Source organism: Tamlana carrageenivorans (genome assembly GCF_002893765.1).
In the GTDB taxonomy this organism is placed as follows: domain Bacteria; phylum Bacteroidota; class Bacteroidia; order Flavobacteriales; family Flavobacteriaceae; genus Pseudotamlana; species Pseudotamlana carrageenivorans.
The window spans coordinates 3,304,618-3,316,847 of the sequence record NZ_CP025938.1 but is presented as its reverse complement, the minus strand read 5'-3'; the positions used below and the strand labels follow the sequence as shown (position 1 = coordinate 3,316,847).

Here is a 12,230-nt window from a genome sequence, read left to right as displayed (position 1 = left end):
GAGTTTAAAAGTTTAAAAGCCTACTTTTTTAAAACTTTGTAGGGGTTTTGTTTTATGTTGTGTGTGTGCGTTAGGGATTGAGCAATTGTTGGAGCTCCTATTTTCGAGAGCGACTTGCGAAAGCCCGACCCTTGTGGTAACGCCCTAATTATATAACTATTCGTCTTTCCAGTTTAAACGGTCCATTTGGTTATAAGCCCAAGGTGCGCCATTATTTTCGATATTGGTCATCATGGTATTAAGCTCTGTAGGTGCTGCAGATTGCTCCATAACCAAATAACGTCGCATTTCTAGGATGATTGACAATGGGTCGATGCTTACAGGGCACTCTTCTACACAAGCGTTACAAGTGGTACATGCCCAAAGTTCTTCGTGTGTGATATAATCACCTAATAATTGTTTACCATCGTCTTTAAATTCGCCGTTATTAGCGTCTATATTTTTACCGACTTCCTCTAAACGATCACGAGTATCCATCATTATTTTTCGAGGGGACAACTTTTTACCTGTTAAATTTGCTGGACAAGCCGAAGTGCATCGTCCGCATTCTGTACAGGTATAGGCGCTTAATAATTGCACCCAGTTTAAATCTTGTACATCACTAGCTCCAAACTTGGCAGGTACTTCGTCTTCGGCACCTTCTTCGGGAGCAGCAAAGGGATCGGCATTAGGATCCATCATTAATTTCACTTCTTTCGTGACTGCCTCTAAATTATTTAACTGTCCTTTAGGCTTCAATTTACCATAATAGGTATTTGGAAAAGCCAATAAAATATGAAGATGTTTAGAGAAATAAAGATAATTTAAAAACACTAAAATGCCCAAAATATGTAACCACCACGCGCCTCTTTCGATACTATCTAATGTCGTTTCTGATAAGCCGCTAAATAAAGGTGCTATATATTGACTAATAACGTTTCCTGAATTCATGGCTTGAAAATGCACATCGGTAGCATTCATAATAAGAAACAAGGACATTAATACCATTTCGAAATACAGAATGAAATTCCCATCGTTTTTTGGCCAACCTTTCATCTCACTTTTCCAGAAACGCTTTAATTTGATGATGTTTCTTCGTACCCAGAAAATGGTTACCGAAATGAAAACAAGGAAGGCTAGGACTTCAAAAGTTCCGATTAGGAAACCATAAGCGCTTCCTAAAAATGAAAATATACGGTGTGTACCGAAAAGGCCGTCAATTATAATTTCTAATAATTCGATGTTAATGATGATAAACCCCACATAAACAACAATGTGTAAAACACCTGAAACTGGGCGACGAACCATTTTACTTTGCCCTAATGCAATACGGGCCATGTTTTTGAAACGTTCGGATTTGTTATCGCTAACATCTACATCCTGTCCTAATTTTATATTTCGGATGATTTTTTTTACGTTCTTGGCAAAATACCCAAAGCCCAAAATAAGTGCTAAAGCGAATATTATATTTGGCAAATACTGCATATGCGATTAGTTAGATTCTTCTTCGTTTGGTTCGTAAGGAATTTCTCTTTTAGATAAGATTCTGGTATATCTGTTTGGATGCAACTTGATATCCCTAATAAGTTCTTCTAATTCACTAGAAGCTTCCTCAAGATTCTTGTACAATTGGTCATCTTTTAAAAGTTTACCTAAACTGCCTTTTCCGTTTTGAAGATTTGCCATTAAACCGTCGAAACTTTTTAGAGCTGAATTTAAGCTAGCTAAAGTTTGAGCTAAATTTGCATCGGCTAGTTTTTGACTCACATCGGCAAAATTGGCTGTTATTTTATCGGCATTAGCCATTACATGATCCAAATGCGCTTGATTTCCGGTAACCATTTGATTTAAAGAATGTGACGATTTCTTTAAATCGTTCATAGTTACACTTAAATCTGCTATGCTTTTTTTAAGGTTTTCTTTACCTTCTTTATCAAGAACCTCGTTTAAACCACCAATTAAAATATTAGCATTGGTTATCATATTTTTTGCTTGTTCTTGAATAGGTGCTAATTTTTCACCTACCAAATCCACCAAGCCTTCTTTTACACGGCTTTTTAAAACGTCGCCGCTTTTTGCATTTTCACCACCATCGGTAGCCGGGATAATAGCTATAGCTTTGCCGCCCAGTAGGCCTGTATCGTAAAGTTCGGCTGTACTATTTTTTGAAAATTTAAAATCATTATCAATTAAAAGCTCTACAACTAAATTTGCAGACCCATCATCTTTAAAAGTAATATTTGAAATTTTACCAACACTTAAACCACTAATGGTAACCGGTGTTGAGGGTACCAACCCTTCAACATTGCTAAATTCTGTATAATAGGTTTTAGATTCTTCGAGCAAGTTATGCCCTTTCAAAAAATTAAAACCAAAAACAAAAAGGATAATTCCTATAATTACGAGTACGGCTGTTTTTACTTCTCTGGATATTTGCAAAATGTATGGATTTAGAGCAACAAATTTAATATATATTTATGAAGAACCGCTCTAATTAGTAACTGATTTTAATGCTTCGCTTAAAGGTGTTTTAATTCCGTCTTTAAAAGCCACAATAAAACTAGAAGGGTATCCTTTAGATTTAGCCTCTTGTTCTAAGCGCTTAACTTCTTCATAGCTAGAAGTATTACCGTAGTAATATTTATATAAATTTCCTGCTTTTAATCCTGAAACACCCTGCAGCCCATTAAAATTATAGGGCTGACTTTCTATAAGTTTAGAACTGGCAGCTATTTGGACTTTAAAAACAACGTTTGAAGCCATAGTTTGGGGTTCGATAGTTTTAAGGGCTTCTGAAGTTTCCTTTACCGTAATGGCATTATCTAAAGGCATATACCCTTGCACACTGCTATCTAAAGTATTTTTATACTCTAAAATGGCATCATATATAGCCTGAGAGATTTGCTGTTGTCCTTTAGAAGAATTTAAATAAGCCCCTTCCTTTTTGTAACTTAAAAATCCAGTTTCAACCAATACACTTGGCATAACCGTTTGATGTAACACGATAAATCCAGCTTGCTTTACCCCACGATTTTTACGTTTCAAATTATTGGTGAAAGCATTTTGAATAAGACTCGCTAACATGATACTTTGGTCGAGATACTCTTCCTGGCTTAAAAGAATGCTCATTACCGATTCTGGCGAATTTGGATCGAAGCCTGCATAATTTTTTTGATAATCTTCCTCCATAAAAATCACGGAGTTTTCCCGTTTAGCCACTTCAAAATTCGTATTGTTTCTATGGGTCCCTAACACAAAAGTTTCGGTTCCGTGTGCAGTTGAACCGTGCGCGTTACAATGAACAGACACAAAAAGATCGGCATTAGCTTCATTGGCAATTTTACCTCGAACAAATAAATCGATAAACTTATCGCTCTTCCTTGTATAAATCACTTCAATACCCGGATTTTTTTCGAGCATTTTACCTACTCTTAAAACCACATTTAATGCGATTTCTTTTTCTTTAAAGCCATTACCCATATTACCAGGATCATGACCTCCATGCCCAGCATCTAAAACGACAACAAACTTCTTTTTAGGAAGGTCGTTAAAACCATTAACATTTATGGCACCTGTTAATACTACTATTGTTAATACGAAATGTAATATTTTATACGTTTTCATCCGATAAATTCTATATTTACTATTAGCAAGAACAAAAAATCATTTAAAATTTATAATTAATAAACTCGGCTACCGCGATAATCTGTCATGCTTAAACCATTAAAAATCACTATTTATTGCATCATCAAAATATCATGCATTTATAATTTTTAATTTTTAATTGATAATTAAATCAATCCCAAAAAAATATATGTAATTTTGGCTTTTCAAAAACTGAGCCATTCGTTACAAAAATACATTTAAAAGCGTTGCGTACAAACAACTTTAAAATACTTTTTACACTAAGTTTTACAGTGTTTATAAACACGTTTAGCTTCGCTCAAGACATTCCTAGACAGGGAAGAAAAATAGACCGAAAGGTCATTGAACCTGTCTTTCGTGATACGCTTGTTGTATCAAAAGACAGTCTGAACGCTAAAGAAATTTCTAAAAAAACTCAAGATTCCACAATAACCGATTCTATTAAACCAAAAAAAGATTTTTTAGAGCATAGGGTTAATTATCACGCCGAAGATTACTCCAAATTTAATCACAAAGAGCATAAGCTATATTTATATAATCAAGCTAAAATTGTTTACGGTGATATGAACATTACCGCTGGTGACATCACGATCGATTATGTTAAAAATACCGTTTACGCCAAAGGCATCACAGATTCCTTAGGAGATTACACACAAAAACCAGTGTTTACACAAGGCTCCAATGTGGTAGAGCCTGATTCTATTCTCTTTAATACAAAATCTAAAAAAGCTCTTATTTACAATTCCAAAACAGAGCAAGGAGAAGGCACGGTCATATCAAAAATCACTAAAAAAGAAAACGACTCGGTATATTTTGTAAAAGATGCTAAATACACTACGGCTCAAGACTTAGAAGACCCTGATTATTACATAAAATTAAGAAAAGCTAAAATTGTTCCAGGCAAAAAAATTGTAACTGGATTAGCGAACATATTTATATATGATGTTCCCACTCCTGTAGGTTTACCATTTGGATTTTTTCCACAAAGTGATAAACAAACTTCCGGGGTTATTATTCCTACTTTTGGAGAACAAAACGACCGTGGTTATTTTTTACAGAATGGTGGTTATTATTTTGCTATAAGTGATTATATCGATTTAACCGTACTGGGAGATTACTATACGAACGGAAGTTATGCCTTGAGGATGGAAAGCAGTTATGCTAAACGTTACCGTTACCGAGGTAATTTTGGTTTCCGATACGAGAACCTCATTATTAGTGAGCGTGGTTTTCCCGATTATGCGAATAGCACCATTTACAACTTAAGATGGTCTCACAGTCAGGATTCCAAGGCGAATCCGAGTTCGCGATTTTCTGCCTCGGTTAACTTAGGTAGTAGCCAGTACTATCAAATTTCGAACAACCAAGTTAATGTGAGTAACCGCTTAAACAATACCTTGTCCTCTTCGATTTCATACTCCAAAACTTTTCAAGGAGAACCTCAGGTTAATTATAGTGTAACGGCCACCCATACACAAAACTCACAAACTGAAAAAATTAACATGACCTTACCTACTTTTCAAGGAAGTATAGGTAGAATGTACCCATTTGCATCAAAATCGGGTTCCAAAAAAGGGATCATTCAAAATATCAATTTACAATATAACTTAAGAGCCGAAAATAGAATTGAAACAACCGACTCGCTATTCTTTAAAAAAGAAATGTTTGATGAAGCCAGAGCAGGGTTTCAACACACCGTTCCATTAACGACTAACTTCAAATTATTTAAACATTTTAGCTTCAGTGCAGGAACCAGTTATAACGAGGTTTGGACTTTTAAAACTATAAACAAATATTACGATCCTATTGAGGAAGAGGAAGTTGTTGAAACGGTAAATGGTTTTGATTCCTTTAGAACTTACAATTTTAGTACCAGTATGGGAACAACGGTTTATGGGATGTTTAACTTTGAAAAGGAAGGCCAAGACCGTAAAATAAAAGCCATTAGGCATGTTATGAGGCCTTCGGTTAGTTATAATATTAATCCGGACTTCGATCAATATTACGACACTTATGAAGTGGTTGATGCCGATGGAAATACTAGTGCTGATGTGGAATACAACCGTTTTGAAAACAGTATTTTTGGTCAGCCAAACAAAACGTTCTCCAGTGCCGTTGGGCTTTCGTTGTCGAACAATTTTGAAGCTAAAGTTCGCGATAAAGACAGTACGGCCACCGAGGCTAAAAAAGTAGTTTTATTAAATAACTTAAACTTTTCAACGTCCTATAATGTCGCGGGTGATTCCCTGAAATGGAGTCCTTTGCGTATGACAGGTGGTACACAGCTGTTTAAAAACCAACTTAGCATTAACTTTGGAGCCACTATGGATCCCTATGCTTTAGATAATAACAATAAACGAATTGAAAAGTTTAACATTGAAAATGGCGGGAGTTTATTTAGACTTACTAGCGGAAATTTAACTGCAAGTTGGTCACTTTCAAACAAGGGAAAAGGTGCTGCCGAAAAAGGATTAAACGACAAGAATCTTGAAGAAAACTTGCGTGGTGGCGGCCGTGACGATGATTTATTTGGGGTTTCTGAAGATTTTGCGACACAGCAAAAGGGGGAAGTTGATGATAATAAAGAGAAAGAACCCGAAGCATTCTATCATCATAAAATACCATGGAGTTTAAGACTGGCTTATGCGGTGAACTACTCGAATGCGCAAAGGCAAAATGAAATATCATCACATTCATTAATGTTTTCTGGAGATATTCAATTAACCGATAAATGGACTATTGGAGCCTCTTCTGGTTACGACTTTAAAAATCTTGGTTTCACCCCAACCCAGCTACGTTTTGAACGTGATTTATTAAGTTGGCGTATGAATTTTAGTTGGACACCTTTTGGTGATTACAAATCCTGGAATTTCTTTATCGGTATAAAATCTAGTATACTAAAAGATCTGAAATACGAAAAACGAAGACAGCAAGACCTAAGATTATAAATTGTTTTTATGGGTTGTAATTTTGTTTCTAGTAAGATTCTTTGCTATTTTTAAATTATAAATTTAATCACACGCGAAAAAAAATCCCTATGAAAACAATTATCACGACGCCTCATGCTCCGGCTCCTATAGGCCCTTATAACCAAGCTGTTTTAACAGGTAATACCCTATACACATCTGGCCAAATTGCGATTCATCCAACTTCTGGCAACCTTGTTTTAGACGATATTGAATCTGAAACCAAACAGGTTATGAGCAATATCAAGGCCATTTTAACTCAGGCAAACATGAGCTTTGATCATGTTATAAAGGCTACTATTTTTATAAGTAATATGGATGATTTTCAAAAAATAAACACCATTTACGGCAGCTATTTTGATGATGCCACGGCGCCTGCGCGAGAAACTGTTCAAGTGGCGCGTTTACCAAAAGACGTGAATGTTGAGATTAGCGTGATTGCTGTAAAGTAAAAACTTTATTAAATAAGGATATCAAGCAACCTTCACGATTTAGAATAGCTTACTAAAATTTCTTTGAGTTTAGCCACTTCAATAGGCTTAGCAAGAAAATCATCAATTTCAGCTTGTTTGGCTTTTAGGATATCTTCTTCAAAAGCACTTGCAGATACGGCTATTATAGGCGTAAGATTTTGTTTATACTTATCGGTTGCTTTGATGCGTCTTGTTGCTTCATAACCATCCATATCTGGCATATAGATATCCATAAAAATTAAATCAAAATCTAAAATTTTATAGAGTTCTACTGCTTCTAAACCATTTTTAACAAAAGTAAAATCGGCACCTTGGCGCTCTAATAGGGCTTTTATAACTTTTTGGTTGTTTCTATTATCTTCCGCAATTAAAACATTTAGCCTATTGATTATCTCGGGCGATTTCTCTTCTGTATCATTTTGGATATTTAGAGACTTTGTAAGTTGTAAACTGAAATAAAACGCAGAACCCTCATTTTCTTTGCTTTCAATTTTTAGTTCGCCACCCATTAACTCAACCAGATGGTGCGATGCTGCAAGGCCTATACCCCCACCTCTATAATCTCTTAATAAGTTAGACTGTGATAAATCATTTTTATTATTAAATAGATATTTAACCTCTTCAGGTCTCATGCCTGCACCGGTATCTTTAATGTAAAAAGTTAAAAACAAGCTTTCGTCTGTACCTTCTGTTTGATCGACCGTAACCGTGATAGTACCAGAATTTGTAAACTTAATAGCGTTATTGATTAAGTTTGTTAATACTTGTTGAATTTTTGCTGAATCTGCTAAAACTAGAAACTTACTATCTTTTTCGGCTAAAAATTTATATTTGAAACCAATAGCGTCCAAAACGCTTAAAAAGAGAAAGGGATTTTGTATCTCAAAATATTATTTTTGAGTTGCACAACAAAAAACAACCTTTCTCCATGACAAATATAACATTGTTCTCTCAGATAATCTCCAAATTAGACCGTTCTAGTTTTTCTAAACTTGTAAAAGCCAAGGGAACAGATAAACATCAAAAAGGATTTAATAGTTGGACACATTTAGTCTCCATGTTGTTTTGTCAATTTGCAAAAAGTCAATCCGTCCGAGATATAAGTAATGGACTTCGCTCTGCCACAGGAAACCTTAATCATTTAGGCATACAGAAAGCACCTTCTAAATCAACGATAAGCTATCAAAACAAACATCGAGACTGGACGCTTTATCGAGATTACTACTATGTTCTTTTAAAAAGTTTTGGACAGCACCCTCACTTAAAACGTGTTAAATTCAAAATTAAATCCAAGATATTTCTATTAGATTCTACAACGATAAGTCTATGTTTAAGTCTCTTTGATTGGGCAAAATACAAAACCCACAAAGGAGCTGTAAAAATGCACACCTTGCTTGATTATGATGGTAATTTACCGCACTATGTAAATATTAGCGATGGTAAAACAGCAGATAATAAAGGAGCTTACGATATTCCTTTGATTAGCCGTTCGGTTATTGTCGCAGATCGATTTTATAATGATTTTTCGTTACTTAACGTTTGGGACAGCAACCAAGTGTTTTTTGTAATTAGGCACAAAGAAAACATCCAATTTAAGAGTATTAAAGAAAAAGAATTGCCAGAAAATAGACATCATCATGTTTTAAAAGATGAAATCATTGAGCTAACAGGGGCTAAATCAAAAACAAAATACCCAAAGAAGCTACGTAGAATAGCTGTATGGGACGATAAAAATAAGCAGGAAATAGAACTTATTACCAACCAAATGTCTTGGACAGCAAACACAATTAGCCAACTCTACAAAGCTAGATGGGATATTGAGATATTCTTTAGAGACATCAAACAACAGCTACATATTAAATCGTTTATAGGAACTTCTGAAAATGCTGTAATGATACAAATATGGACGGCTCTTATTACTATACTCATCCTAAAAGCCTTAAAAGCAAATGCAAAATATAATTGGTACTTGTCCAATTTAGTAGCTTTTATAAGACTTAACCTTTTTGTCAAAGTGGATTTGCAAAAATGGATTGATAGCCCTTTTAACGAGCAGCCTCCCCCCAAACAAAATTATACACAAGGGGTTCTTTTTTGAAAAAGATAAAAAACATGGCTAATTACCAGTAAAATCGTTGACTTTTGATTAGATCAAAAATGTTTAGGACAGGATTGGTTTGAAACCTAAACTTTTCTCGAAGGCCTGAAACTCAAAAACTTTAAAAAGTTTTATCAAATCTGCTTTTAAATCAACGGCCTCAATATTCAATTTAATATTACCCCGCTCTACAACGGCATTATCTGCAATCATATTCACCAATTGCAAAATATGTAATGATGAATATTCGGCAATTTCTAATTGTGCGATTTGATCGGATTCTAAATACTTTTGTTTCAGCAGGTTTAACATACCCAGAACCGTTTTTAATGGGGTGCGAATTTCGTAACTCATGTTTGCCAAATAAATGGACTTTTGACCGGCAATTGTTTCTGCAGTGTCTAAATTTCGTTTTAACTCATTCACTCGAAGCTTTAAGTTTGAATTAATCACATCATTTTTAAGCTGATTTTTAAAAAAATATTGAAGTCCGAATACTTGAATAACAGCAAGAACAAATAAAATACCAGCAGCACTTTCAATATACATTTTTTTTCTAAGAAAAGAAAGCCTATCAGAAGTATGGTGACAATGCTTAGGGAAATCAGAAAAGATAATTTATACCTCTTTTTAATTGATTTCATAAATTTGGGGGGGGGGGGAGTAACCTGATATAATAGTTTTTTTAACAAACATATCTATAAATTTACGAATTATCAAAATGATTATTCGTTATTAAGTCAAATTTTATTTTGAAAATGACTAATTTTAGGTTTGCATTAAAACTACCAAAAAATATTAGATGAGAATTGAATATGACATTAAGTTAGGCTTTAAAGATGTGATGATAAGACCTAAACGATCTACTTTGAAGAGCCGATCTGAAGTGAGTTTAGAAAGGGAATTTAAATTTTTACACAGCCCTTTAACTTGGTCAGGAATTCCTATCATATCAGCCAACATGGATACTGTGGGGACCTTTGAAATGGCTAAGGCCTTATCTGAAAAAAAAGTATTTACGGCCATACATAAACACTATTCTATTGAAGACTGGAATAGTTTTTTAGAAAGCGCCCCGGAGTCCATAGAGGATTATATAGCTGTAAGCACAGGAACAAGTGAAAACGATACCGAAAAACTAACACGTATTTTTGAGTTACATCCCCATTTAAAATTTATTTGTATTGATGTGGCTAATGGTTATTCAGAGCACTTTACAGCCTTTGTGCGCAATACAAGGCATTTATTTCCAGATAAAGTCATTATTGCTGGAAATGTGGTTACAGGCGAAATGGTAGAAGAACTTTTAATTTCTGGAGCCGATATTATTAAAGTAGGTATTGGACCTGGTTCTGTGTGTACCACAAGAGTTAAAACAGGTGTTGGCTATCCACAACTTTCTGCCATTATAGAATGTGCTGATGCGGCTCATGGTTTAGGCGGACAAATTATTAGTGATGGTGGTTGTACAACGCCGGGCGATATTGCTAAAGCTTTTGGTGCTGGTGCCGATTTTGTAATGCTTGGAGGTATGCTGGCAGGACATGATGAAAGTGGTGGTAAAATCGTTAAAAAAAACGGCAAAGTATTTAAACAATTTTACGGTATGAGTTCGGCTACTGCCATGGAAAAACATGTAGGCGGCGTTGTTGAGTATAGAGCGAGTGAAGGAAAAACGGTTGAAGTACCCTACAAAGGACCGGTGGAAACCACACTTCAAGACATTTTAGGCGGTTTACGTAGTACCTGTACTTATGTGGGCGCTTCCAGGCTAAAAGAACTCACCAAACGCACTACTTTTATTCGAGTTAACGAACAGGAAAACCGTGTATATAACAGTTAAACGTGTACCACTTTTCCTTGAGATCCCAATGTGCTTGGGGTTAATTCATAAATAAAATCTGGACGTAGTATTGATGCTTCCTTTTGATGGGAAACATACAATATGGCTGTTTTACTTTCGGATGCAATTTTATTAACCAATTCTGAGAAGATTACAGCATCTGCATCATCTAAACCATTGGTAGGCTCGTCTAGAATTAATAGCGGAGGATGTTTAACCATGGCACGTGCTATTAAAACCAAGCGCTGATGACCTACCGACAAAGACAAAAAATCTTTATCTCTAAGCTCAAATAAGCCTAACATTTTAAGCCAATCATGAGCAATAAACTTTTGTCTTTCGGTTGGGAATTTATACAGTCCAATAGAATCATAAAACCCTGAAAGCATCATTTTCTCAACAGAGTCCAACCTACGGAATCCGCGTAAAATCTCTGCAGAATAATGACCAATATTATTTTTAATATCCCAGACGCTTTCTCCACTACCCTTCTGTCTACCAAACAAAACCAAATCTTGTCCGTAGGCTTTAGGGTTGTCTCCCGTAATTAAAGTAATTAGAGTGCTTTTCCCTGCACCATTAGGACCGATAAGTTGCCAAAAATCCCCTGGTTTAATTTCCCAAGTAATGTTTCTCACAATGGGGCGTTCACCATATTGAATACTCACCTTATTAAATTTGACAAGACTTTTAAAATCAGTGTCAAATTCATGCTCTGGCTGAGGTAATTTATCTAATAAGAACTTATAAGAAACCTGCGTTTCTAACCGCTCAACTTTTTTGAATGTATTGTTATGAAACTGATACAGATTTAAAATAAACGGCAAAAGCTGATGTTTACGCGTTAATACCTGAATGATTATCGTGTTATCACTTAAAGTCTCTAATTGTAAGGCTATTGCTTTTTGTGAAGCGCTATCTAAACTATCAAATACGTTATCTACAATAAGGCATTCTGGGTTTTGTGAAATGAGGTACTTAAGAAGCGCTTTTTTTCTTTCACCTCCAGATGCCTGAGATAATTTATTTTTATGAATGGTTTCTATATTAAATTGATCATATTGTAATTCCTCTTTAATAAACTTATCAAGAGTCAACTCAGAAAAAAGCAACGTTTTTAATCCTACTAAGTTTTCAAATAAAGTACCAGTTTGTATGCTTTCAACAATACGCTTTTTATCTTCATTGTTAGAGATGTAAAGCGCCACATGATTTTTAAACATAAA

At 35.0% G+C, this 12,230-nt stretch carries 10 protein-coding genes; 4 read left to right on the top strand and 6 right to left on the bottom strand.

Going from position 1 to position 12,230, the window contains the following annotated elements; genetic code table 11:
- Positions 1–156: 156 nt before the first annotated feature.
- From C1A40_RS14585 to C1A40_RS14575, 3 genes are read right to left on the bottom strand one after another with little or no spacing between them, the layout of a single operon-like run.
- The gene (locus C1A40_RS14585; protein WP_102996531.1) at positions 157–1,464 is read right to left on the bottom strand and encodes a 4Fe-4S dicluster domain-containing protein; all 1,308 of its coding nucleotides are present in this window, start codon (positions 1,462–1,464) and stop codon (positions 157–159) included.
- A gap of 6 nt (positions 1,465–1,470) precedes the next feature.
- Positions 1,471–2,418 (bottom strand): MlaD family protein, encoded by a 948-nt coding sequence (locus C1A40_RS14580; protein WP_158651379.1) that lies wholly within the window; start codon positions 2,416–2,418, stop codon positions 1,471–1,473.
- Between the two features lie 51 nt (positions 2,419–2,469).
- A complete protein-coding gene (locus tag C1A40_RS14575) occupies positions 2,470–3,603 on the bottom strand; it encodes an N-acetylmuramoyl-L-alanine amidase family protein (RefSeq protein WP_102996529.1) in 1,134 nt (377 codons plus the stop codon).
- 248 nt (positions 3,604–3,851) lie between these two features.
- On the opposite strand from C1A40_RS14575, the gene C1A40_RS14570 reads away from it, so the two are divergent.
- Positions 3,852–6,572, top strand: coding sequence for a putative LPS assembly protein LptD (locus C1A40_RS14570; protein WP_199287716.1), 2,721 nt, complete (start codon positions 3,852–3,854; stop codon positions 6,570–6,572).
- 89 nt (positions 6,573–6,661) lie between these two features.
- Positions 6,662–7,042 carry a RidA family protein gene (locus tag C1A40_RS14565; protein WP_102996527.1) on the top strand — a complete coding sequence of 127 codons (381 nt, stop codon included), beginning with the start codon at positions 6,662–6,664 and terminating at the stop codon, positions 7,040–7,042.
- A 32-nt stretch (positions 7,043–7,074) separates the two neighbouring features.
- On the opposite strand, the gene C1A40_RS14560 is transcribed toward C1A40_RS14565, so the two are convergent.
- Positions 7,075–7,914, bottom strand: a complete 840-nt coding sequence (locus C1A40_RS14560) for a response regulator (RefSeq protein ID WP_102996526.1) — start codon at positions 7,912–7,914, stop codon at positions 7,075–7,077.
- Between the two features lie 77 nt (positions 7,915–7,991).
- Here C1A40_RS14560 and C1A40_RS14555 point away from each other — a divergent pair, with 77 nt between their 5' ends.
- Positions 7,992–9,161 carry an IS4 family transposase gene (locus tag C1A40_RS14555; RefSeq protein WP_102996525.1) on the top strand — a complete coding sequence of 390 codons (1,170 nt, stop codon included), beginning with the start codon at positions 7,992–7,994 and terminating at the stop codon, positions 9,159–9,161.
- A gap of 63 nt (positions 9,162–9,224) precedes the next feature.
- Here the strand turns inward: C1A40_RS14555 and C1A40_RS14550 are convergent, their stop codons facing one another.
- Positions 9,225–9,710, bottom strand: coding sequence for a histidine kinase dimerization/phospho-acceptor domain-containing protein (locus C1A40_RS14550; protein ID WP_102996524.1), 486 nt, complete (start codon positions 9,708–9,710; stop codon positions 9,225–9,227).
- Between the two features lie 253 nt (positions 9,711–9,963).
- Here C1A40_RS14550 and C1A40_RS14545 point away from each other — a divergent pair, with 253 nt between their 5' ends.
- Entirely contained in the window at positions 9,964–11,004 is a 1,041-nt protein-coding gene (locus tag C1A40_RS14545; RefSeq protein WP_102996523.1) for a GMP reductase, read from the top strand.
- On the opposite strand, the gene C1A40_RS14540 is transcribed toward C1A40_RS14545, so the two are convergent.
- Positions 11,001–12,227, bottom strand: a complete 1,227-nt coding sequence (locus C1A40_RS14540; RefSeq protein WP_102996522.1) for an ATP-binding cassette domain-containing protein — start codon at positions 12,225–12,227, stop codon at positions 11,001–11,003. The genes C1A40_RS14545 and C1A40_RS14540 overlap by 4 nt on opposite strands.
- Between the last annotated feature and the right edge of the window lie 3 nt (positions 12,228–12,230).

Coding starts and splice junctions, on each gene's coding strand:
- C1A40_RS14540 (WP_102996522.1), bottom strand. CDS start 12,227: ATGTTTAAAAATCATGTGGCGCTTTACATCTCTAACAATGAAGATAAA.
- C1A40_RS14550 (WP_102996524.1), bottom strand. CDS start 9,710: ATGTATATTGAAAGTGCTGCTGGTATTTTATTTGTTCTTGCTGTTATT.
- C1A40_RS14545 (WP_102996523.1), top strand. CDS start 9,964: ATGAGAATTGAATATGACATTAAGTTAGGCTTTAAAGATGTGATGATA.
- C1A40_RS14575 (WP_102996529.1), bottom strand. CDS start 3,603: ATGAAAACGTATAAAATATTACATTTCGTATTAACAATAGTAGTATTA.
- C1A40_RS14555 (WP_102996525.1), top strand. CDS start 7,992: ATGACAAATATAACATTGTTCTCTCAGATAATCTCCAAATTAGACCGT.
- C1A40_RS14585 (WP_102996531.1), bottom strand. CDS start 1,464: ATGCAGTATTTGCCAAATATAATATTCGCTTTAGCACTTATTTTGGGC.
- C1A40_RS14565 (WP_102996527.1), top strand. CDS start 6,662: ATGAAAACAATTATCACGACGCCTCATGCTCCGGCTCCTATAGGCCCT.